The following is a 22,891-nucleotide window of genomic DNA, read 5'->3' as shown; positions in this document are numbered from 1 at the left end:
GCCGGATTGCCGGATCAAGTCCGGCAAAGACGAATGCGACGTTTCAGTCTGAGCGAAAATCACTCATTACGGCATCTCGATGACCATGCCGTCATAGGCCGGCTCAATCCCACGCGGCAGTTCGCGCTTGAGGACATTGAAGTCGAGGTCGTTATGCATGTGGGTAAGCACGCCGCGCGGCACCTCTAGTCTCCGGATCCAGTCCACCGCCTGCTCGACCGTGAAATGCGCCGGATGCGCAGGCGCGTGGCGCAGCGCATCGACCACCCAGATATCGAGGCCCTCCATAAGCGGCAATGACTTGTCCGGCAGGCCGTGCAGGTCGCTGGAATAGGCCAGCCCGCCGACGCGAAACCCGAGCGAAACGATGTTTCCATGGAGCTGGGCGAACGGCATCGCCTCGATGACCCCGCCGGAACCGTCGATCTGGACCGGCTTGCCAGGCCGGATCGTGTGCGGACGCAAGATTGGCGGATACTGGCTGCCTTCCGGCGCGTAGAAGCAATAGTGAAAACGGTGCTCCAGCGCGGCGCGCGTGGCCTCATCGAAATAGACGTCGAGCTGCTCACGGCGGCGAAACACGATCGCGCGGAGATCGTCGATGCCGTGCGTGTGGTCCGCGTGATCGTGGGTGTAAAGCACACCGTCAAGCCACGCCACATCATGACGAAGGAACTGTTCCCGGATGTCCGGGCAACTGTCCACCAGCACGGTGGTCGTGCCGTGATTGCCGATGCGTTCGATCAGTAAGGAACACCGCGTGCGCCTGTTGCGCGGCTCGTTTGGGTCGCACTTACCCCAGTCGCCGCCGATGCGCGGCACACCACCCGATGAACCGCATCCCAGGATCGTGAAGCGGTATGTCATCAGGCTACCCGGCCTGTCTCGGCCGCCGCGGGATCACGGCGCATGGCCTCGGGCCGCGGCAAACGATGGAACAGCCGGTAGGCGTTCTCGGTGGTGGCGCGGGCAATCTCGTCTTCGCTCACGCCCTTGACCTCGGCCAGCACCTTGGCCGTGTGGCGCACATAGGCCGGCTCGTTGCGCTTGCCGCGATAGGGCACCGGCGCGAGATAAGGTGCGTCGGTCTCGACCAGCAAACGGTCCATCGGCACGCTCGCGGCGATCTCCCGCAGCTCATCAGACTTCTTGAAGGTCAGCACGCCGGAAAACGACACGTAAAGCCCCAGCGCCAGCCCGCGCCGCGCAAGGTCCGGGCCGGATGTGAAGCAATGCAGCACGGCGCTGAACGCGCCCTTGCCCATTTCGTCTTCGAGAATGGCGGCGGTGTCTTCCTCGGCTTCGCGCGAATGGATCACGAGCGGCAAGCCCGTTTGACGCGCGGCCTCGATATGGCGGCGGAAGCCCGCTTTCTGGTCCTCAACGGCGCTGAAGTCATAGTGATAGTCCAGCCCCGCCTCGCCGATCGCCACGACCTTGTCGCGCCGGGCTGCCGCCAGGATGTCCTCCAGCGGCACATCCTTTTCCTCGCTCGCATAGTGCGGGTGCGTGCCAGCCGAACAGAACACGTCCTCATAGGCCTGTGTCAGCGCATGGACCTCCTCGAAGCGGCGCATCCGTGTCGAGATCGTGATCATCGGGCTGACGCCGGCTTCGCGCGCACGGGCGATCACCGCATCGCGTTCCGGTGCGAAATCGGGAAAGTCCAGGTGGCAATGGCTGTCGATAAGCATTACTGAGCGGCTTGTTTCTCGTCCTGTTCGACAAAGCGCGGGAAGACAGGCTCCGGCTTGGGCAACTCGGTTCCGGCGTGCAGGCGGCCTGCCTCTCCCAGATGAGCAAAATCGCGCGAGTCAGTCGGAACGGCCAGTTGATCCAGCAGCTTGCCGGCGGCATCCGGCGTCAGCGCCTGCGCCAGAATCCCGACCTGCCGCACCGTCTCCGCCGTCACGTAAAGCACCGTCCCCATGCGCACGGGATCACTCTTCTTCAGCGCCCATGGCTCCTGTGACGCGAAGTAGCGGTTCGCCTCGCCCACCACGTTCCAGATCGCCTCTGCGGCCTTGTGGATCGCCTGCGTATCCAGCGCGTTGCGGACCGTTGCAAGCACGCCGTCGGCCAGGTCGAGCAGCGCCCGGTCCTCCTCCGTGAAGTCGCCCGGCTCGGGCAGTGCGCCCCCGCAATTCTTCGCGATCATGCTCAGGGAACGCTGCGCGAGGTTGCCCAGATCATTCGCCAGATCGGCATTGATGCGCGCGACAATGGCCTCATGGCTGTAGCTGCCGTCCTGCCCGAACGGCACCTCGCGCAGCAGAAAATAACGCAGTTCATCGACACCGTAGACTGAAACGAGCGCGAACGGGTCGACAACATTGCCGACCGACTTCGACATCTTCTCCCCACGGTTGAACAGGAAACCGTGGGCGAATACCCGCTTCGGCAACGGTACGCCCGCCGACATCAGGAAGGCCGGCCAGTAGATCGCGTGGAACCGCAGGATGTCCTTGCCGATGACGTGCAGATCGGCCGGCCAATAGCGTTTATAGGATTCGCTCTCGGTGTCCGGGTAGCCCGCGCCGGTCAGGTAGTTCGTCAGCGCGTCCACCCAGACATAGATGACGTGGCCCGGCGCATCCGGTACGGGAATGCCCCAATCCAGCGTGGTGCGCGAGATCGACAGGTCCTGCAGACCACCCTCGACGAAGCTCACGACCTCGTTGCGGCGCTCCGGTGGAAGGATGAAATCCGGGTTCTCGGCGTAATGCTTGAGCAGTGCCGGTCCGTATTTCGACAGCCGAAAGAAATAGGTCTGCTCCTCGGTCCACTCCACCGGGGTGCCGGACGGGCCGCGGCGGACGCCGTCCTCGCCGACTTCCGTCTCGCTCTCGGCGTAGAACGCCTCGTCACGCACGGAATACCAGCCCGCATAGGTGTCGAGATAGATGTCGCCCTGCGCCTCCATCCGCTTCCAGATTTCGGTGACGGCGGCATGGTGGCGCGGCTCGGTCGTGCGGATGAAGTCATCGTTGGAGACCTGCAGCACCCGGCACATCTCCTGAAATTGCGGCGTGTTGCGGTCGCCCAGTTCGCGCGGCGTCAGGCCCTCTTTCTGGGCCGTCTGCTTCATCTTGAGCCCGTGCTCATCAACGCCGGTGAGGAAGAACACGTCATATCCGTCGAGCCGGCGGAAGCGCGCCAGCGCATCGGTCGCGATCGCCTCATAGGCGTGGCCGATATGCGGCGCGCCGTTCGGATAGGAAATCGCGGTGGTCAGATAGTAAGCGGGCTTGGTCGTCATGTGCCTATCGTTCCGCCTTGGGTTGCTTGCGGCGCTCGCGCGCTTCACGCCGGATGCGCGTGCCGAGCCAGCCGCGCGGCGTCTTCGATCTCGGTAAACAGCCGCATCAGTGCTGCGCCGCGGTCGAGATTGAGAGTCTCGGCCTCCGCGCGCAGACGCTTCCCTGTGTCCCACACCTCCATCCATCGCGCAAGGCTGTGCGCGTTGAACACACCGTTGGTGTCAGGCGATTGCGCGGCGGCCCGGATCGCCGCAGCGAGCGCATCCTCGACCAGATCGAAGACGAGATCAAATCCCAGCCCGGACTTGGCATCGCTCGCAGCCTCGATCAAGCGGAAGACGTCACCGTCGTGCAGGCGCGGCAGGCCCTCGAAGATTTGTCGGATCAGCCGGTAAACCTCTGCACCGCCACCCGAAATCAGCTCCAGCGCGCGCCTCGGGCGCCCACGCGCCGCGGCGAGGATCGGCTCAAGCGTCTCGGGCTCGGGCAGGTCCATGCCGGCCGCATCGCAAGCGGTTTCGACCGCCCGGCGCGTTTCCTCCGTGCTGAGCGGACGCAGGCGCAGCCGCTCGCAGCGCGAGGCGATCGTCGGCAGCAGGCGGCCCGCGCTTGTCGCCACGAGGAAAAACAGGGTACGCGGCGGCGGCTCTTCCAGCGATTTGAGCAACGCATTCGCCGAACTGGTGTTCAGGTCATCCGCGCTGTCCACGATCACCACGCGCCAGCCCTCCCCCGCTGTCGTGCCGAGGAACTGCCGGAGCCGGCGCACGTCGTCGACCGCAATCTGGGTGCGCAGCTTCTTCGTCTGCGGGCTGATCGTCCGGCGCACGACCAGCAGGCGCGGATGCGCTTGCGCCGCGATGAAGCGCCGCGCCTGTTCGACTGTCTCAACGCCCTGTGCGACGACCTCGACGGCGAAGTCGTAAACCAGTGTCGCCTTCCCGATGCCAGGCGGGCCGGCCACGATCCAACCATGCGCGATGCGCCCGCTCTGCAATCGCTCGCTCAGCCGGGCGCGTTCGGCCTCATGCCCGATGACACCTGCTGTCTCGCGGGGATGCGGCCAGCCGCCGAGCCGGTCCGCTTCCTGGGCAGGCGGGGCCGTTTCGGCCGTTTGTCGCGCTGCTCTGGCCATGACTTACGGGTTCAGGCGCTCTTCCACGACCTTCCAGATCGCGGCTTCTACGGTGTCGGGATCGACGGAGGCGTCGATGACAGCGCAGCGCCACGGCTCGCAGCGCGCGATGTTGAGGAATTCCGAGCGCAGGTTCTGGTGGAACGCCAACGGCATCTTCTCGTAGCGGTCCTTTTCTGTGCCCTTGAGCCGCTCCAGCGCCAGCTCCGGCGGGACATCGAGGATCAGCGTCAGATCCGGCCGCGTCGGCCAGACGATGGTCCGCTCCAGCGCCTCCAGCATGGACAGCGGAACCTCCCCGCCCGCGCCCTGATAGGCCCGGGTGGAGTCGGAAAAGCGGTCGCAGACCACCCACTTGCCCTCGTCAAGCGCCGGACGGATCGTGATCTCCAGGTGGGAATGGCGCGCGGCGTAAAACAGCGCGGCCTCGGCCAGCCCGCCGAACTTCTCGATCTTGCCCGAAAGCAGCAACTCGCGGATCTGTTCAGCCCGGGGCGAGCCGCCCGGCTCCCGCGTCAGAACGACGCTGTGTCCTCGCGCCTCCAGCCGGTCACGTAGGCGCTTGGCCTGGGTGGACTTGCCGGCGCCCTCCCCGCCTTCGAGCGTAATGAACTTGCCTGCAGCCAAAGCCTGCCGTCCCGGGTCGCCTCCCATCGGGGCGCGATGCGCCCGCAACGACACCTTATAACAGCCAGCCGAAGGCGAGCATCAGGATCGTGTCAAATCCACGCGAAATCACACCGCCTTTCCCCACATCTTCTGCCGCATAGAGCGGTGCGCTGTTGCTTATGCCCTCATCGGTGGTCACGCGGATTTCGGCGATCTTTTCCCCCTGCTCGATCGGCGGATAGAGCGGGCCGATATAGGCGATCTCCGCTGAGATGCGCTCGCGCTCGGTGGCGCGCGGCAACAGGATCGTCACATCGCCCTTGCCGGTCAGGTCGACGAAGCGGCTCTCCCCGCCCCAGACGCGGGCCGTGCCGACGATATCGCCGGCGTCGAACAGCTTGAATTCCTTGAAGCTGCGCAGTCCCCAGTTGAGCAACTCTATCGCCTCGTTGCGACGGGCGCTTCGCGTCTCAAGCCCGTTGACCACGGCGATCATGCGCCGACCGTCGTTCTCGGCCGAGGCGACCACGCCATAACCCGACTCGCTGGTGTATCCGGTTTTGAGACCATCCGCCTTGTCACTCCGCACCAGCCGATTGCGATTGTAGAAGCGGTGGCGGCGATACTTGAACTCCTGCTCGCCGAAATAGTGATAATAGTTCGGGTATTCCCGGATCACGTGACGCGCCAGCACTGCCAGGTCGCGCGCCGACATGTAGTGGTTGGGGTCCGGCAGGCCGGTGGAGTTCACGAAGTTGGAATTCTCCAGCCCGAGGTCATCGGCATAGTCGTTCATGAGCCGGGCGAAGCCTTCCTCCGAACCCGCCAGACCTTCGGCGAGCACGATGCTGGCGTCATTACCCGACTGGATGGCGACGCCCCGGATGAGTTCCTCCACCGTGACGGAGGAATTGATCGGCGCGAACATCGCCGAGGTGCCGGACGGCGCACCACCGGTACGCCAGGCGTTCTCGCTGACGACGAACTCGTCATCGAGGTCCAGCCGGCCTTCCTTCAGCGCCTTGAACACCACCGCGAGAGTCATGAGCTTGCTCATGCTCGCAGGGGGCATCGGCTCATCGCCGCGCTTGTTGTAAAGAACGGCGCCCGTGTCGTAGTCCATCAGGAAGGCATAGGGCGCATCGCTCTGGAACGCCGCAAGCGCCGGCTGGGCCACAAGGGCGGCCACGACCGCCAGTATCGCAGTCCAAGTCGTGATGAAAAACCTACGCACAGTCTCGCCCCCGCACTGAGAAGTCCTGTCCCATACCGCACTGGCGGCATTGACAAAGACTTAACACCAGCCGCCAGCCGAAAATCAACCGTCACGCGGGCGTTCCGAACGGGCCTGAAGCCCGGGCTCCACGGCGCCGAGGCGTGTCGGTTGATCCTGGTACCAAGGCTGGGAGGCGAGATAGGCCTGCTCAAAGCTGTCGTCTCCGTCGAGTGGCGCAGGCCGCAGGTATTTCACGCGCACCGGCCCGGTTCCCGGCTTGCGGATGCCCAGCAACGTCGCCGCCCGGCGTGACAGGTCGATCACACGGTTGCGCTTGAACGGGCCGCGGTCGTTCACCCGCAGAACCAGCGAGCGGCCGTTCCCCAGATGCGTCACCTTGACATAGCTCGGCAGCGGCAACGTGGGATGGGCCGCCGTCAGCGCGTTCATGTCGTAGATCTCGCCATTCGCCGTCTGGCGCCCGTGGAACATCTCGCCATACCAGGAGGCGATGCCGGCTTGATCGTAATCCGCGTCTTCGCGCGGCACCACCGTCTCACCGGCCGCCACGTACGGGTCGCCGATCTTGCGCACGCCGCCGCCTTTCGGCACCGGCTCGCCAAGGCGAACGAGACGCGGGCTTAACTTCTGGGTTTCATCGTCAGTTTCGCTCGACGAGCCGAGTACGCGGCCGAGCGCGGATTCCCCGCGGGTCGCCTCGCCAGTACTGGCGAGCGTGAGCGACATGGCGGAGGGCTCCGAGCCGGCGCACCCGGCGAGAAACAAACCGGAAACCATGAGCATTGCAAAACGCGGAACAGCCGGAACGGGCATGAGAGCTTTCTCGATCAAGGCGAAACCTGCTAAAGAGGGCGAGCCCCAAAATGGGTCGCGGTGGTAGGAATTCGTAACGAAACAACCTGAGCGTGCGGTAAAGCGCGCCGGTTCAATTTGATCGACTTCGAAACTTCGTGATTCGCGGGGCAAAGCTGTGGCCGTATACAGCCCGGCGCAAAATTTTGGTGCGCGACACTGCCCGGATTGACAAAAGGGCACCCGGAGAATGGAACGGCCAACCATCACGCCTGAAGCGGACAAGACCCAGCTCAAGCGCACGGTGACCCTTCTGCCGCTGACGCTTTACGGCATTGGCGTGATTGTCGGGGCCGGGATTTACGTGCTGATCGGCGAGACGGCGGCGCGGGCGGGGTTCTATACGCCGCTGTCATACCTGATGGCGTCGATGCTGGTGGCCCTCACCGCCGCATCCTATGCCGAATTGTCGACCTCGTTTCCTGTCAGCGCGGCTGAGACGGCCTACATTCGCGCCGGCCTGCGCATCGAAGCGCTGGCGACGCTTGCCGGCCTTCTGGTCTGCGCTTCAGGCATCATCTCCTCGGCAACGCTGGTGCAGGGCGGCGCAGGCTATGCCTCATCGCTGACAGGACTGCCGCCGCTCGCGCTGGCGGTATTTTTCGCGCTTTTTCTGGGCACGATCGTCGGGCTGGGGATTGAACTCTCGGTTGGCGTGATTGCCACGATCACGGTGATCGAGGTCGGCGGATTGCTCCTGATCGCCGTACTCGGGCTGGGGAACATCGACGCCGTGCAGGCTGGCGTGGCCGCGCACTACACGCCGTTCGACATGAGCATGGCCGTTGGCGTGATCTCGGGGGTGCTGCTCGCCTTTTTCGCCTTCATAGGCTTCGAGGACATGGTCAACATCTCCGAAGAGGTGAAAGAGCCAGAGCGAACCATGCCAAAGGCGATCGCAATGGCGCTGATCTGCGTGACGATCGTCTACATGGCCATCGCATCTGTCGCGGTCATCTATGTTGATACTGCCGAACTCGCCGCTTCCAAGGCGCCGCTGAGCCTGGTTTTCGAGCGGGTCACGTCGCTTTCCGGCGCGCCGATCAGCATGGTCGCGATCTTCGCCGCGCTGGGCGGGGTGATCGCACAGATCGTCATGTCTACGCGCATCCTTTACGGGCTGGGGCGCATGGGCAAGCTGCCGGGATGGTTCGGGGTCGTCCACCCGCGCACCCAAACACCCGTCAATGCCACGGTCCTCGTCACGGCCATCATCGTGCTACTGGCAATGACGCTGCCGACCCGCCAACTCGCCGAGACCACGGCCGCCGGCACGCTGTTCGCCTTTTCCTTCGTCAACCTGTCGCTGTGGCGGATGAAGGGCCGACCGGATTACCGCTCGGGCGGCTTCACGATACCGCGGATCGTGCCACTGCTCGGCGCGGTTCTGTCGATGTCGTTCCTGCTGAATGAGCTGATCCGTCGAATCCTGTGAGCGCCGTCAGCCGCCTGCCGGGGTCCTGCGCGTCTCCGTCGTGCCTTTCTTCCCGCGAGTACTCTGCCCTTTAATCATCAACTGGCGCTGGGTGAGCTCTGCCCTTTAATCATCAACTGGCGCTGGGTGAGCGTTGATTCCGCGACATCCCACGCGAAGGAGAAAGACTGCAGTGAAGTCCCCTCGATCCGGTCATTGTCGAGATCGGCGATAACGTCGTGGAAGATGGCAAATAGTCGTCGGCGGACCTCTTCAAGTTCCTCCGGCGTGGCCGCCTGTTCCGCCTCATCCACCAGAGCGGCGATCTGAAGGTTGTAGCGGTCGGCGCGGTTCTTGCGCGCATTCGACAGCCAGTTGCGCGCCTGCCAGAGCCCGGAAGCGACCAGCACCAGCAGGGAAATCGCCACGCCGATGGGCTCAGCGTATTCGACGAGCAGTGGCGGCTTATCGCGCTGGAAATAGCTTTCCGCGCCGGGGTGCACACCGATGGTGAGCCGCTGTTGCGGCGTCGGCTGGGAGATGAACGCGGCCTGCCGGTTCCCCTCGACCATCTGCTGGCGCCGCTCGAACAGCGTCGTCACGATCGCGGCTGCAGTATCGTCGGGCAGTGCCCTGTTGGCCACCAGAAGCGCATCGACGCCCAGAACGTCGATCGTCTCGGGCGGCACCGGCTTGTCGCCGGAATAAACGCCCTTCGGCACCTCAACCCGTGTCAGGGCCGGATTGAACAGCGCCATGGCCTGCGCCTGGTCCAGCCCGAGAAGCTGTATGTCCGCGGCGCGAATGCTTTCGGCAATGGTTTCGTTGCCCAGCGCCATGATGACGAACAACGCATCAACTTCGCCGGCTTGCAGTGCCGCCAGGCCGTCTTGCAGCGCCCCCGGAACGATGGTGACTTCAGCCGCAGGCACCTGGTAGTGCTGCAGCAGGTCAAAGAAGGCGATATTCGACCCCGAGCCTGCAGGCATCACCGCAACGCGCTTGCCCGCGAGGTCGGGCACGTCCCCAATGCCGGCATCGCCACGCGCGAGAAGATGGAAGACTTCGGGGTAGAGACGCGCGATCAGTTTCACCTCGCCGGAGAGCGCCGTGTTGCTCTGCACGAGGCCAAGCGTGTCGGGATTTAGCGCAACCCGCCGGGCGTTCTCGGCGGCTCCGCCGCTCTGGACCACGCGCGCTTCGAGAGGCGGATCCGCCTGCCCGAGCGCCTCCGCAATGACCTGCCCGAGCGCGAAATAACTGCCGCCCTCCGTGCCTGTCGTCAGGGTCACCCGTTCCACGCCGCGGCCCGCAGCAAGCGCGTAGATCAGGGCGATGAGCAGAACGACGCCGACGCCGATACCCACCGGCAACCACCGCCACACCCCATCCGATGCCGGCCGGAGGCCCTCCGCGATCCGTGTGAGCCGTTCAAGCGCGGGATTTTCGCGGGGCATCGACCAGTCTCCAGGCGCCCCTAGACGAGACGGCTGCGCTCGACCGCCGCCTCGATGAAAGAAGCGAACAGTGGATGCGGCTCGAACGGGCGCGACTTCAGTTCAGGATGGAATTGCACGCCGATGAACCACGGGTGTTCGGGGATTTCGACGATCTCGGGCAACAGCCCGTCAGCGGACACCCCGGTTATCTGCAGGCCCGCGCCCTCCAGCACGTCGCGGTAGTGCATGTTGACCTCATAGCGGTGGCGGTGCCGCTCGGAAATCTCGTCGGCGCCATAGATCTCCGCGACGCGGCTGCCTGGCTCCAGCACGGCCTCGTAAGCGCCAAGCCGCATAGTGCCGCCCAGATCGCTCGTCTCCGCGCGTCGTTCCAGTTCATTGCCGCGCATCCATTCGGTCATCAGCCCGACAATGGGAATTTCGGCCGCGCCGAACTCGGTGGAGTTGGCGCCTTCCAGGCCGGCGAGGTTCCGCGCGACCTCGATCACCGCCATCTGCATCCCGAAACAGATACCGAAATAGGGTACGCCACGCGTCCGCGCGAATTTTGCCGCGGCGATCTTGCCGGCCGCGCCGCGTTCGCCAAAGCCGCCGGGGACGATGATGCCATTAACGTTTTCGAGGAACGGTGCGGGATCCTCCTGCTCGAACACCTCCGCTTCGATCCACTCGATGTTGACATGCACGCCGTTGGCGATGCCACCGTGGACCAGCGCCTCCGTTAACGATTTGTAGGCATCGCGCAGTTCGGTGTACTTGCCGACGATTGCGATGGTCACATCGCCGTCCGGATTGGCGATACTGTGTGAAATGCGCTCCCAGCGCCTCAGATCGGGTGCGGGTGCGCCGTCGATGCCGAAAGCCTCCAGGACCGCCGCGTCCAGACCCTCGTTGTGATAGGCGACAGGCACGTCATAGATGCTGTCCACGTCTAGTGCCTGGATCACCGCTTCTTCGCGGACATTACAGAACAGCGCGATCTTGCGCCGCTCATCGGCCGGCACTTCCCGGTCGGCGCGGCACATGAGGATATCCGGCTGGATGCCGATGGAGCGGAGCTCCTTGACCGAGTGCTGGGTCGGCTTGGTCTTCAACTCCCCGGCCGCACGGACGTAGGGTAGCAGTGTCAGGTGGATGAAAATGGCGTGTTCTGGAGGCAGCTTGATCGCAAGCTGACGGATCGCCTCGAAAAACGGCAGACCCTCGATGTCGCCCACGGTGCCGCCGATCTCGCACAGGACGAAATCGACGCCGTCATTGCCCTCGACGATGAAGTCCTGGATGGCGTTCGTCACATGCGGGATCACCTGCACCGTGCCGCCGAGAAAGTCACCGCGGCGCTCCTTGGTTATGATGTCGGAGTAAATGCGCCCTGTGGTGACATTGTCCGCCTGACTGCACGGCACGCCCGTGAAGCGCTCGTAATGGCCGAGGTCGAGGTCGGTCTCGGCCCCGTCATCGGTGACGAACACCTCGCCGTGCTGGAAGGGGCTCATCGTGCCCGGGTCGACGTTGAGATAGGGGTCCAGCTTGCGCAGCCGCACGGTATAGCCGCGGGCTTGCAACAACGCGCCGAGAGCCGCCGAGGCCAGCCCCTTGCCCAAAGAGGAGACCACGCCGCCGGTGATGAAAATGTATCGCGACATGAAGCTGCAAATTACACGCGCACGCCCTCACGCGAAGCGCGCGCGTAAGCCTTTCCACAAGCGCGACGCGCCCCCGGCCGGAAGCCGTCACCTATTCTGGGCGCGGGACTTCCGGTTCGGCCGGCGGCACGATCGGCTGGAGATCAGGTAGTGACGGCGCAGAAGGCTGACCCTCCGTTGCCGGGGTATCGCCAATCGTCGGGCCGGTTGCCCGGAGTTCGGCCAGCACCGTAAGCGCAATGCTCGTGGCGAAGAACGCCGCGGCAAGATAGGCCGTCGTCCGGCTCAGCACGTTGCCGGAGCCGCGCCCGGACATCATGCCACCGCCTCCGCCGCCGATACCGAGCGCACCGCCCTCGGAACGCTGCAGCAGAATGATCGCCACCATGGCGATACAGATCATCAGGTGAATGACCAGAATGAATGTGATCATCGTCTATCCAACGCGGTTCGTGCTCGCGCAGCTTCCGCTCAGCCCTGTTCCTTCGGGCCTCGGGCGGGCGGCGGCGGCGTCTCGTTTCGGGTCACGCCGGTTCCGCTGTCTTTCGCCGGGGGCTTCTGACCGGGGACCGGCGGCATCACGTCCAATCGGCGCGGCACGTCGGCCGCGTCCACCGGCAACGCCGCGAACTCTTCGGGACAGCGGAATTTGAGCGCTTCTTCAATCCGGATATATCGGTGAATAAGGTCGAGCTGCGGCTGCGTCAAGTTTGCCTGCGCCCAGTCTGCCCCCTTAAGATAATGATCGCGCACGCCCAGCCGGATCAATGTCTGGCGCTCTCCGGAATAGCGTTCGCAGGCCGCCTGGGTCAGCGGCAGCGCCGCGACCGACGATGCGCCGAGGCCCGCCCCCAGGGTTAATGCCGCCAGTGCCGCCGCCCCCCGCTTGCAGATCATGGTGACACGTGATCCTGCGCGCTGGTCATCGAGCTTTGCGGCTGCGGCTGCGCCGATGCGATCGCCAGCAGGCTGTCAGCCTTCAGGCTTGCCCCGCCCACGAGCGCACCGTGCACGTCCATCGCGCTGAGCACCATCGCGGCATTGTCCGGCGTCACCGACCCGCCATAAAGAATGCGGAAACCGGCCGAAGCTTCGCCGCCCAGAACGCTTCCCAGCTCCTGCGCAATGAAATTGTGCGCCTCGCCAATCTCTTCGCGGGTCGGCGTCTTGCCCGTCCCGATGGCCCAGACAGGCTCGTATGCGACGATGGTGTTGCGCCGCGTCGCGCTGGCCGGAACCGAGCCGTGGAGTTGCCGCCGCAGCACGTCGAAGGTCAGCCCGAGGCGCCGCTGCCCTTCCGTCTCGCCAACGCAGATGATCGCTTGCAGGCCGGCGCGATAGGCGGCCCGCGCCTTGTCACGCACGTCCCTGTCGCGCTCACCGTGATAGCTGCGGCGCTCCGAGTGACCGAGGATCACGGCACTCGCCCCGGCATCGGCCAACATCTCGGCCGAAACGTCGCCGGTGTAAGCACCGGAGATTTCGGTGTGGCAGTCCTGCGCGCCGATCTGAAGTTCGGACTCGCTGGCAATGTGCGAAAACGCCATCACGAGCGTCAGGGGCGGACAGATCATCACCTCGGCGCTGGGCGATCCCTGTTCCCCCAATCCGTTAATCAGCTTGTGCAACTCGCCGGTCGCAGAACGCAGGCCGTTCATTTTCCAGTTACCGACGATGAGCGGCTTCGTCGAGATCATAACGTCTCCGCCTTCTGGTTAAGCGCCAAGGGGTGTAACACGCACTTGGGGCGGCGGCTAGATCAAAGGATGACCCGGTTAACGACCCCGCTGCGCCTGATCCATGCCGCGCCTTATAACGCAGCGCAACGGAATTTGGTTTCTTAATACGCCGCCGCGCCTGGAGTCGCCACCCCTCCGCCGCCTTCAAAAATAACAGCGGGCGAAAGAACGGGTTTACCTTGCGGGCGCCCTTCACCACTCCTATTGTACCTGCCAAACAGCGACGCAGCGCATTCTGCGAGCGTCTTGATCAATAACGAATTTCGCCCATCATGCTCGACAATATCAGGAAGAACGCCAGCGGCTGGCTCGCCAAAATCCTCATCGGCTTGTTGATCGTCAGTTTCGCGGTCTGGGGGCTCGCCGATCAGTTCAGCGGGGGTAACACGCAGGTCCTCGCCAAGGTCGAGGGCCAGGAAATCCCGCTGGAGCAATTTCGTCAGGCCTACCAGAACCAGATCAACGCACTGAGCCGTCAGCAGGGCGAGCGCATCACCACGCAGGAAGCGCGCGAAGCCGGGCTGCCGGACATGGTTCTGGAGCAGATCGTTAACGCCGCGCTGCTGGATGCACACGCGCGCCGGCTCGGCCTTAGCGTCTCGGATGAGGCAGTCACGCAGAGCGTTGTGCAGAACCCGCTGTTTCGCGATGCCTCCGGCGAGTTCAGCCGAGCCCAGTTCGAGCGCGTGTTGCAGTTCAGCAATCTCTCCGAGGCGGCCTTGCTGGCCCAGGAGCGCGACGCGCTGGTGCGCAGCCAGGTGGTGGAAACCGTCAGCCAGACGCCAGGGGTGCCGGACACGCTGGTCGCGGCGATGAACCGTTATCAGAATGAGACGCGGGTGATCACGTATTTCAATGTCGGCCCCGAGGCGATCGAAGAGCGGCCCGAACCGACAGAGAGCAAGCTGCGCAGCTATTACGACGATAACACCGACCGGTTCCTGGCGCCCGAGACGCGCGAGGTCGCCGTTCTCGACGTCACCCCTGCTGCGCTTGTAGACCGTGTAGATGTGACCGACGATCAGGTACGTGCCGATTACGAGGCCCGGCGCGATCAGTATGTCCAGCCGGAGCGCCGCGACATTCAGCAGATCGTGTTCCCGGACCTGCCGGCGGCACAGGCGGGCTATGAGGCGCTGCAATCGGGTACGGACTTCATGGCGGTCGCCAAGCAGCAGGGCATGAGCGAAGCCGACACCGAGCTTGGCACGCTGACCAAAGCCGATATCCCGGATGACAAGATTGCACAAGCCGCCTTCGCCCTGGAGGAAGGGGCCTATTCAGAGCCGGTCGAAGGCTCGTTCACGACCGTCATTCTCAAAGTCAATGAAGTGATGCCGGGCAAGAGCCGGAGTTATGAAGAGGTCAAGGACGAGATCCGCCAGGAGTTGACCGAACGTGCTGCCGCCGAGCGCATCATCGACCTGCGCGGCGCCATCGAGGACGAACGCGCAGCCGGGGCGCCGCTCTCGGAAATCGCGGAAAAGTTCGAGTTGCCCTACAAGACCGTTACCTTGGACCGCTCGGGCGATGCGCCGGATGGGAGTACCGCACCGCACCCGGCGGATCTCGCCCAGTTCCGTGAGGCGGTGTTCGCCAGCGACGTCGGCATCGACGAGGAGCTCATCGAGAAGCCCGGAGGCGGCCTGCTCTGGTATGAGGTGCTGGCCATCAATCCGGCGACCGAACGGCCCTTCGCCGAGGTCAAGAACGAAGTGGAAGAAGCCTGGCGGGCCGATCAGCTGCGCCAGGCGATCGTGGCCAAGGCGGATGCGCTGGGGGAAAAGGCCCGCGCGGGCAAGCCCATGGAACAACTCGCGCAGGAAGTCGGGGCCGAGTTGTCCCGGACCGACGCGATCAAGCGGAACGCGCGTGTCAGCGATCTGAGTTCGGCAGCGGTCGGACGCGCCTTCACGCTGCCGCGCGAAGGGGTGGCAACGGCGTCTGCGCCGAACGCGCCGGCCCAGTCGGTCTTCAAGGTCAAGGAGATCAAAACGCCCGCGCCGCCGACAGGCGAGGAGGCCGAGCAGTTGCGCACCGCGCTGAGAAACGGCATCGATAACGACCTGGCACAGCAATACCTGAGCGGTCTGCGCACCAGCTTCGACTATACCGTCAACCGCGAGGTTCTGAACCAGACCTTCGGGCTGTAGTCGCCGCACTGCGCGCCGCGTTTCCCGATCACTCCAGCCGCTTCGGGCCTGAGCCATGAATTTCGCGCCGGATTTCGAGTCCTTCGAGGCCACCTACAAGGCTGGCGCGCCACAGGTCGTCTGGACGCGGCTCGTGGCCGATCTGGAGACACCCGTCTCGGCAATGCTGAAGCTGTGCGGCGACGACCCCAACACTTTCCTGCTGGAGTCTGTCGAGGGCGGCGCCGCGCGCGGGCGCTACTCCATCATCGGCATGGCGCCGGATGCGATATGGCGCGCCAATGGCAACAAGGCGGAAATCAACACGCGCGTCCAGCGCGACCCCGACGCCTTCAAGGCCTGCCCGGGTGGAACGCTGAAGGCGCTGCGCAACTTCCTTGAGACCTCGCGCATCGAACTGCCTGAGGGTCTGCCGCCAATGGCCGCCGGCGTGTTCGGTTACATGGGCTATGACACCGTCCGCCTGGTCGAAGACCTGCCCGACAACCGGCCCGACCCCGTCGGCACGCCCGACGCGATGCTGCTGCGTCCGACGGTCATCGCGGTGTTCGATAACGTGAAGGACGAGATCATCATCGTCACGCCGGTGCGCCCGGACAGGCGGCTTGCCGCGAAAACGGCCTACGCCCGCGCCTGCGACAGGCTTAGCCAGGCGGTAGACACGCTGGACAGCCCCCTGCCCCACGCGCCCGGTCCGGATGACGAGATCGCCGCGATGCCGCCGGAGACGTCAAACGTTACGCCGGAGCAGTATCAGGACATGGTCCGCCGCGCGAAGGACTACATCGCGGCCGGCGACATCTTTCAGGTGGTGCTGAGCCAGCGCTTCGAGACACCCTTCTCACTACCGCCTTTCGCGCTTTACCGCGCGCTGCGCCGGGTCAACCCTTCCCCCTATCTCTATTATCTCAATTTCGGCGATTTCGCCGTTGTAGGCTCCAGCCCGGAAATCCTCGTGCGCCTGCGCGAAGGCCAGGTCACGATCCGCCCGATCGCCGGCACCCGCCCGCGCGGTCAAACGCCGGCGGCCGACCAGCACAACGCCGAAGATCTGCTCGCCGACGAGAAGGAGCGCGCCGAGCATCTGATGCTGCTCGATCTGGGACGTAACGACGTCGGCCGTGTCGCCGCGCCTGGAACCGTGCGCGTCACTGACAGTTTCTTCCTGGAATACTATAGCCAGGTGATGCACATCGTCTCGAACGTTACCGGCAGGCTAGCGGCCGAGCATGACCCCATTGACGCCCTGATGGCGGGCTTTCCGGCAGGGACCGTGTCCGGCGCGCCGAAGGTCCGCGCCATGGAGATCATTGATGAGCTGGAGCCGGACAAGCGCGGCATCTATGCCGGCTGCGTCGGCTACTTCACCGCCGACGGCGACATGGACACCTGCATCGTGCTGCGGACTTCCATCGTCAAGGACGGGAAGATGTATGTGCAGGCCGGTGCCGGAATCGTGGCGGACTCCGTGCCGGAGTCCGAGCATACCGAATGTGTCAACAAGGCCAAGGCGCTGTTCCGCGCCGCGGACGAAGCCGTACGATTCGCCAGCCAGGGTCAGCGCGGTCAGTAGAGCAGCACCGCACAGCCATTTACGCGTGGATAATCACACGATCTTCAAATCTCCGTCCGCGCAGCATCAAAATCTGGAAATTTCAACACTTGGCGTCTAGGGTCTGGCGGTAACTGGCGCTTGCGCCGGATCCTCTCCGCACCGACATACGCCTGAAAACAAACGTATCCCGACCAGAAGGACTTCAGGGGAGCGAAATGCGCAGGGTTTCTCTTTATCGTCATGCGAAATCGAGCTGGGATGATCCGACGCTTGAGGATTTCGACCGGGGCTTGTCAAAACGCGGCCAGAAATCTGCGCCGGCGATGGGCGGTTTTATCAGCGAAGAGGGCCTGAAACCCGATCTTGTCCTGTGCTCTCCCTCTCAGCGCACGCGTGACACCTTCGAGCTGACTTTCGGCGAGGACCACGCACCCGAACTGCGCTTTGACGAGCGGCTCTACCACGCCAGCAGCGCGACGATGCTTGACCTCCTGCGCCATCTGCCGCCGGAAATGCGGCACGTGATGATCCTTGGCCACAATCCGGGCCTGCATGCGCTCGCCCTCGACCTGTTCAGCCAGGGCGAGTCGGACGCCGTCGAGGCGATCTGCCGGAAGTTTCCCACCTGCGGGCTCGCCGTTATCGACGTTGAACTGGACGACTGGCGGGCACTGGGTGTCGGCGAGGGTTATCTGCGCCTGTTCATGACGCCGAAACTGCTTCCTGAGCGCGCCGAACTCCCGGTTTGAGGTGTTTGCTTCAGTTGCGCGGACCGGACAGACGGCTATAGTGGGCGGCATGATCACGCTGATAGATAACTACGACAGCTTCACCTATAACCTTGTCCATTATTTTGCCGATCTCGGGGTCGATTGCCGGGTCTACCGCAACGACAAGATCGGTGTGGAGGAGGTGCTGGCGGAAGGCCCGGGCGCGATCGTGCTGTCGCCCGGCCCATGCGATCCCGACCGCGCGGGCATCTGCCTCGACCTGATCAAGGCTGCGACGGGGCGGGTCCCGCTTCTGGGTGTGTGTCTGGGTATGCAGGCGCTGGGCCAGGCCTTTGGCGGTCATGTGGTGCGCGCACCGATGCTCATGCATGGCAAGCGCTCCACGGTCACGAATAACGGCAGCGGGCTCTTCGCCGGGCTGCCGCCACGCTTCGAGGCGACGCGTTATCACTCGCTGATCGTTGATGCCGACACGCTGCCCCAGACGCTTCGGGCGACCGCGCATACAGAAGACGGCATTGTCATGGCCCTGGAGCATGTCGAGCATCCGCTCTACGGCGTCCAGTTCCACCCGGAGAGCATCGCGTCGGAGTACGGCCACGCGATCCTGGCGAATTTCCTTGGGCTGGCGGGCATCAACTGGCACCCCGTCAAGTCGGGACTTGTCCTGCCTCACGATGTGACGCAAGCGGCGCAACCGGCGGCCTGAGACGACCTCTCAAGACCGGCGCAGAGGGACCACGCGCAATGCAGAACACGCCTGAAGATTTCAAACCGTTTCTCCAGCAGGTCTCCGAAGGCACCCCGCTGACAGCCGAACAGGCCGGCGAGGCGTTCGGCCTGATGATGGCCGGCGGCGTGCCCGAGGCGCAGATCGCCGGCTTCCTGATGGCACTGCGCGCGCGCGGCGAAACGGTTGACGAGATCACCGGCGCGGCCACGGCGATGCGCGCGAAGATGAAGCGCGTCACGGCCCCCGAGGGCGCGATGGACATCGTGGGCACGGGCGGCGACGCGAAAGGGACGCACAATGTCTCAACCTGCACGGCCTTCGTCGTCGCGGGTGCCGGCGTGCCAGTCGCCAAGCATGGCAACCGCGCGGTGTCCTCCCGCTCCGGCGCGGCCGATGTGCTGGAGCATCTGGGCGTTTGCATGGAGACCGCGCCGGACGCCCTAGAACAGGCGCTGGAAGAGGCGCGCGTCGGCTTCATGTTCGCGCCCGCGCATCACGCGGCGATGCGCCATGTCGCGCCCGCGCGCAAGGCTCTGGGCGTGCGAACGATCTTCAACGTGCTTGGGCCGCTGTGCAATCCGGCAAGCGTCAGCCGGATGCTTGTGGGCGTCTACGCGCCGGAGATGACGCGGCCGCTGGCCGAGGTGCTGGGGCGGCTCGGCGTCGACCATGCCTGGGTGGTCCATGGCCATGACGGGCTGGACGAGCTGAGCACCACGGGCGAGAGCGTCGTGGCTGAGCTGAAGGACGGCGCGGTGCGTGAATTCACGGTCACCCCGGAGGACGCCGGTCTGGCGCGCGCGCGGCTCGATGATTTGATTGGCGGCGATGCGGCGGAGAACGCCGACGCCATCCGCGCAACGCTCGCCGGCAGGAACAGCGCCCTGCGCGACATTGTCCTCCTGAACGCCGGGGCGGCGCTTGTCGTCGCGGACAAGGCCGGCAGCCTGCGCGAAGGCGTCGAACTTGCGGCCAACGCGATCGAGACCGGCGCGGCAACGGCGGCGCTGGAGAAGCTGGCCACCATCTGCGGAGCCACGGCAAATGTCTGATATGCTCGCGCGGATCATTGCCACGAAGCGCGAGGAGGTAACCGCGGCCAAGGCCGAGCGACCGCTGGCCGAATTGGAACGCGCCGCTGCGGACGCCGCGCCCGTGCGCCCCTTCGCCCAGGCGCTGGAGCGCGCACCTGGCTTCGGTCTGATCGCGGAGATCAAGAAAGCGAGCCCGTCAAAGGGCCTGATCCGCACGGATTTCGACCCGCCGTCCCTCGCCCGCGCCTATGAGGCCGGCGGCGCGGCCTGCCTGTCGGTGCTGACCGATGCGCCATGGTTTCAGGGCGCGCCGGAGCATTTGATCGCCGCGCGCGAAGCCTGCCGCCTGCCGGTGCTGCGCAAGGACTTCATGATCGACCCCTATCAGGTCGCCGAGGCGCGCAGCTGGGGCGCGGACTGCATCCTGCTGATCCTCGCGGCGATCGACGATACCCTCGCGCGCGAGCTTACCGAATCGGCCGGCCAATACGGCATGGACGTGCTGATCGAGGTGCACGACGAGAGCGAGCTTGAGCGGGCCGCTGCCCTGCCCGGCCGGATGATCGGCATCAACAACCGCGACTTGACGACCTTTGAGACGAGTCTCACTGTGAGTGAGCGACTGGCCGCGCACCTGCCCGCCGATCGCATCGGCATCAGCGAAAGCGGTATTGGCACGTATGACGACTTGGCACGGCTGGCGCAGGCGGGCATCCACACCTTCCTCGTGGGCGAAACGCTGATGCGCGCGGGCGACGTGACGGCGGCAACACGCACGCTCCTGACCGGCGCACCGGCGCAAGCCGCAGCAAGCTGACAGACCACCATGAGCGAGCCGAAACTCAGCCATCTGAACGCCCGCGGCGAGGCCAACATGGTCGATGTCGCCGAGAAGGATGTCACGAGCCGAACCGCGCGCGCCGAGGGCTTCGTGTCCATGCAGCCCGAGACGCTGGACCTGCTGGAGCGCGGTGAAGCGAAAAAGGGGGATGTGCTCGCGACCGCCCGCATCGCGGGGATCATGGCGGCCAAGCGCACGCCGGACCTGATCCCGCTGTGCCACGCGCTGGCGCTATCGAAGGTAAGCGTTGATTTCACGCCGAACCGCACGCCGCCGGGGCTGCACGTCACCTCTTACGTTAAGGTTCACGGCAAGACCGGCGTCGAAATGGAGGCGCTGACGGCCGTTTCGGTCGCCTGCCTGACCGTATACGACATGCTCAAGGCGGTTGATAAGGGCATGAGCTTTTCCGGTATTCGTCTGCTGGAAAAAACAGGCGGGCGCTCCGGTACCTATGTTGCGGAAGGGGGATGATAGCGCGCCGTGAGCCTGCTTCCCTTTGATGACGCGCTGGCCCGGATTCTGGACGGCGTCGAACCGCTCGACGCCGAGGAGGTTGACGTTGCCGATGCGGCGCGGCGCGTTCTCGCCGAGGATATTCACGCGCGTCTGACTCAGCCTCCGTTCGACGCCTCCTCTATGGACGGGTTCGCGCTACGCGCGGCGGACATAGCGGAAGTGCCAGCCAATTTGCGCCTCATCGGCGAGGCGGCCGCGGGCCACGGCTTCGATGGCAGCGTCGGCCCCGGGGAGGCGGTGCGCATCTTCACGGGCGGGCCCGTCCCCGAAGGCGCCGACACGGTTCTGATGCAGGAGAACGCGACGCTCGAAGCCGAAACGGTCACGGTCAACGAGGGCGCAGACAAAGGCGCAGCCGTCCGCCCGCGCGGCCAGGATTTCGCCGAGGGCGAGCGGCTGCTGCCCGCCGGCAAGCGGCTCAACGCGCGCGACGTGCTGCTCGCCGCCGCGGCCAATCATGCGCGCCTGCCCGTCCGCCGCAAGCCGCGCGTCGCCATCCTTGCGACCGGGGACGAGCTGGTGCCGCCCGGCGAAACACCGCGCCCTGACCAGATCATCTCCTCGGTTCCGACAGGCTTGAGCGCGATGCTGGAGGCCGCAGGCGCGGCCCCCAAGCGCCTGGGCATCGCCGAAGACACGCGCGAGAGCCTTGATGCGCACTTGGCAGAGGCGGCGGACACCGACTTGCTGCTGACGATCGGCGGCGCCTCGGTCGGCGAGCATGATCTGGTGCGGGAAGCGCTGATGGATGCCGGCTTCGAGATCGACTTCTGGCGCATCGCCATGCGCCCCGGCAAGCCGCTGATGTTCGGCACACGGGGTGAAACCCGCGTGATCGGACTGCCGGGCAATCCCGTCTCGGCCATGGTCTGCACGCGCGTCTTCGCCTTCCCGCTGATCGACGCGCTGCTCGGTGCCGATACCGGTCCCGAGCGCATGCGCCAGGCAACGCTCGACCGCGCGTTGGAGGGCAACGGGCCACGCAAACACTATATGCGCGCGCGCATGCGCATCGACCCCGATACCGGCGCGCTCAAGGTCGCCGCCCTGCCTTCCCAGGACAGCGCGCTGGTGGCCGCCCTTGCGAGCGCCGACTGCCTCATCGTCCGGGAGCCGCACGCGCCCGCGGCGCGGCCCGGTGACAAGGTCGATATTCTCCCGCTTGACTTCTGAACACACCCGTCCCTGCACTTGCAGAACACAACAGGAACAGGTATAGGTGTTCCTGATTTGTACATTTCTGCGGGATCTGCCGGATGTTGACCGAAAAACAAAAACAACTCCTCTTCTTCATCAATGACCGCATCCAGGAAAGCGGGGTGCCGCCGTCCTTCGATGAAATGAAGGAAGCCTTGGCGCTGCGGTCGAAATCCGGCATCCATCGACTGATCTCCGCGCTTGAGGAACGGGGTTTCATTCGGCGCCTGCCCCACCGGGCGCGGGCGCTGGAGATCCTCAGGCTACCGAACGAGACCGTGACCGAGATGCCGCGCTCAGAAGGTCAGGCGGCGCGAAAGGCGCGATCGCGCGGCTTGGGCGTCATCGAGGGCGGACAGGTGCGCAAGCCGGCGCTGGTCGAAAAGGATGACGCGCCCGTTTCCGTGCCCGTGATGGGACGGATCGCGGCGGGCGTGCCCGTCTCGGCGATCCAGAACCAGAGCCACAGCATTCAGGTCGCCCCGGAGATGCTTTCGCGCGGCGATCATTTCGCCCTGGAAGTCCGCGGTGATTCGATGATCGACGCCGGCATTCTCGACGGCGACATCGTGCTGATCCAGCAGACCCAGACGGCCGAGAGTGGCGACATCGTCGTGGCGCTCATCGACCGCGAGGAAGCCACACTCAAGCGTTTGCGCAGAAAAGGCAATTCGGTCGCGCTCGAAGCCGCCAACCCGGCCTACGAAACACGCATTTTCGGCCCGGATCGGGTAGAGATTCAGGGCAAGCTGATCGCGCTGATCCGCCAATATTGA

22 protein-coding genes are annotated in these 22,891 nt (G+C 64.9%); 10 read left to right on the top strand and 12 right to left on the bottom strand.

Features of this window, described 5'->3' with window-relative positions:
* Positions 1–66: 66 nt before the first annotated feature.
* The 7 genes from BXY53_RS07710 to BXY53_RS07680 form a co-directional block, all read right to left on the bottom strand.
* A complete protein-coding gene (locus BXY53_RS07710; protein ID WP_119061253.1) occupies positions 67–867 on the bottom strand; it encodes an MBL fold metallo-hydrolase in 801 nt (266 codons plus the stop codon).
* Positions 867–1,694: a TatD family hydrolase gene (locus BXY53_RS07705; protein ID WP_119061252.1), complete on the bottom strand. Its 828-nt coding sequence runs from the start codon at positions 1,692–1,694 to the stop codon at positions 867–869. Before BXY53_RS07705 ends, BXY53_RS07710 begins: the two co-directional genes overlap by 1 nt.
* Positions 1,694–3,259: a methionine--tRNA ligase gene (metG, locus tag BXY53_RS07700; RefSeq protein ID WP_119061251.1), complete on the bottom strand. Its 1,566-nt coding sequence runs from the start codon at positions 3,257–3,259 to the stop codon at positions 1,694–1,696. Before metG ends, BXY53_RS07705 begins: the two co-directional genes overlap by 1 nt.
* A 44-nt stretch (positions 3,260–3,303) precedes the next feature.
* Positions 3,304–4,395, bottom strand: a complete 1,092-nt coding sequence (locus BXY53_RS07695; protein WP_119061250.1) for a DNA polymerase III subunit delta' — start codon at positions 4,393–4,395, stop codon at positions 3,304–3,306.
* A 3-nt stretch (positions 4,396–4,398) separates the two neighbouring features.
* Positions 4,399–5,022 (bottom strand): dTMP kinase, encoded by a 624-nt coding sequence (gene tmk, locus BXY53_RS07690; protein WP_342634966.1) that lies wholly within the window; start codon positions 5,020–5,022, stop codon positions 4,399–4,401.
* A gap of 55 nt (positions 5,023–5,077) precedes the next feature.
* A complete protein-coding gene (locus BXY53_RS07685) occupies positions 5,078–6,193 on the bottom strand; it encodes a D-alanyl-D-alanine carboxypeptidase family protein (protein WP_245410388.1) in 1,116 nt (371 codons plus the stop codon).
* A 129-nt stretch (positions 6,194–6,322) separates the two neighbouring features.
* The gene (locus tag BXY53_RS07680; protein WP_210209171.1) at positions 6,323–6,967 is read right to left on the bottom strand and encodes a septal ring lytic transglycosylase RlpA family protein; all 645 of its coding nucleotides are present in this window, start codon (positions 6,965–6,967) and stop codon (positions 6,323–6,325) included.
* A 316-nt stretch (positions 6,968–7,283) separates the two neighbouring features.
* Here BXY53_RS07680 and BXY53_RS07675 point away from each other — a divergent pair, with 316 nt between their 5' ends.
* Positions 7,284–8,528, top strand: coding sequence for an APC family permease (locus BXY53_RS07675; protein WP_119061248.1), 1,245 nt, complete (start codon positions 7,284–7,286; stop codon positions 8,526–8,528).
* Positions 8,529–8,605: 77 nt separating this feature from the next.
* Here the strand turns inward: BXY53_RS07675 and BXY53_RS07670 are convergent, their stop codons facing one another.
* The 5 genes from BXY53_RS07670 to tpiA all read right to left on the bottom strand — a co-directional run bounded on the left by BXY53_RS07670 (position 8,606) and on the right by tpiA (position 13,310).
* Positions 8,606–9,964 carry a TAXI family TRAP transporter solute-binding subunit gene (locus BXY53_RS07670; protein ID WP_119061247.1) on the bottom strand — a complete coding sequence of 453 codons (1,359 nt, stop codon included), beginning with the start codon at positions 9,962–9,964 and terminating at the stop codon, positions 8,606–8,608.
* 20 nt (positions 9,965–9,984) lie between these two features.
* Entirely contained in the window at positions 9,985–11,613 is a 1,629-nt protein-coding gene (locus tag BXY53_RS07665; RefSeq protein WP_119061246.1) for a CTP synthase, read from the bottom strand.
* Positions 11,614–11,704: 91 nt separating this feature from the next.
* Positions 11,705–12,046, bottom strand: a complete 342-nt coding sequence (secG, locus tag BXY53_RS07660; RefSeq protein WP_119061245.1) for a preprotein translocase subunit SecG — start codon at positions 12,044–12,046, stop codon at positions 11,705–11,707.
* A gap of 38 nt (positions 12,047–12,084) precedes the next feature.
* Positions 12,085–12,510: a hypothetical protein gene (locus BXY53_RS07655; RefSeq protein ID WP_119061244.1), complete on the bottom strand. Its 426-nt coding sequence runs from the start codon at positions 12,508–12,510 to the stop codon at positions 12,085–12,087.
* Positions 12,507–13,310: a triose-phosphate isomerase gene (gene tpiA, locus BXY53_RS07650; protein ID WP_119061243.1), complete on the bottom strand. Its 804-nt coding sequence runs from the start codon at positions 13,308–13,310 to the stop codon at positions 12,507–12,509. Before tpiA ends, BXY53_RS07655 begins: the two co-directional genes overlap by 4 nt.
* 314 nt (positions 13,311–13,624) lie before the next feature.
* Between tpiA and BXY53_RS07645 the strand changes: the two genes are divergently transcribed.
* The 9 genes from BXY53_RS07645 to lexA all read left to right on the top strand — a co-directional run bounded on the left by BXY53_RS07645 (position 13,625) and on the right by lexA (position 22,891).
* A complete protein-coding gene (locus BXY53_RS07645; protein WP_119061242.1) occupies positions 13,625–15,505 on the top strand; it encodes a SurA N-terminal domain-containing protein in 1,881 nt (626 codons plus the stop codon).
* Positions 15,506–15,560: 55 nt separating this feature from the next.
* Complete coding sequence (gene trpE, locus BXY53_RS07640; protein ID WP_119061241.1) at positions 15,561–17,078, top strand: anthranilate synthase component I; 1,518 nt, start codon at positions 15,561–15,563, stop codon at positions 17,076–17,078.
* A gap of 197 nt (positions 17,079–17,275) precedes the next feature.
* Positions 17,276–17,809, top strand: coding sequence for a SixA phosphatase family protein (locus tag BXY53_RS07635; protein WP_119061240.1), 534 nt, complete (start codon positions 17,276–17,278; stop codon positions 17,807–17,809).
* 49 nt (positions 17,810–17,858) lie between these two features.
* Entirely contained in the window at positions 17,859–18,500 is a 642-nt protein-coding gene (locus BXY53_RS07630; RefSeq protein ID WP_119061239.1) for an anthranilate synthase component II, read from the top strand.
* Positions 18,501–18,538: 38 nt separating this feature from the next.
* A complete protein-coding gene (trpD, locus tag BXY53_RS07625; protein ID WP_119061238.1) occupies positions 18,539–19,576 on the top strand; it encodes an anthranilate phosphoribosyltransferase in 1,038 nt (345 codons plus the stop codon).
* A complete protein-coding gene (gene trpC, locus BXY53_RS07620; protein WP_119061237.1) occupies positions 19,569–20,375 on the top strand; it encodes an indole-3-glycerol phosphate synthase TrpC in 807 nt (268 codons plus the stop codon). Before trpD ends, trpC begins: the two co-directional genes overlap by 8 nt.
* A 9-nt stretch (positions 20,376–20,384) precedes the next feature.
* On the top strand, positions 20,385–20,873 hold the full coding sequence (gene moaC, locus BXY53_RS07615; protein ID WP_119061236.1) for a cyclic pyranopterin monophosphate synthase MoaC: 489 nt from the start codon (positions 20,385–20,387) through the stop codon (positions 20,871–20,873).
* 9 nt (positions 20,874–20,882) lie between these two features.
* On the top strand, positions 20,883–22,091 hold the full coding sequence (locus BXY53_RS07610) for a molybdopterin molybdotransferase MoeA (protein ID WP_119061235.1): 1,209 nt from the start codon (positions 20,883–20,885) through the stop codon (positions 22,089–22,091).
* An 83-nt stretch (positions 22,092–22,174) separates the two neighbouring features.
* The gene (gene lexA, locus BXY53_RS07605; RefSeq protein WP_119061234.1) at positions 22,175–22,891 is read left to right on the top strand and encodes a transcriptional repressor LexA; all 717 of its coding nucleotides are present in this window, start codon (positions 22,175–22,177) and stop codon (positions 22,889–22,891) included.

This window comes from Dichotomicrobium thermohalophilum (assembly GCF_003550175.1).
Taxonomy (GTDB): domain Bacteria; phylum Pseudomonadota; class Alphaproteobacteria; order Rhizobiales; family Rhodomicrobiaceae; genus Dichotomicrobium; species Dichotomicrobium thermohalophilum.
The sequence above is the reverse complement of the archived record's forward strand: the minus strand, read 5'-3'. Positions and strand labels throughout refer to the sequence as shown.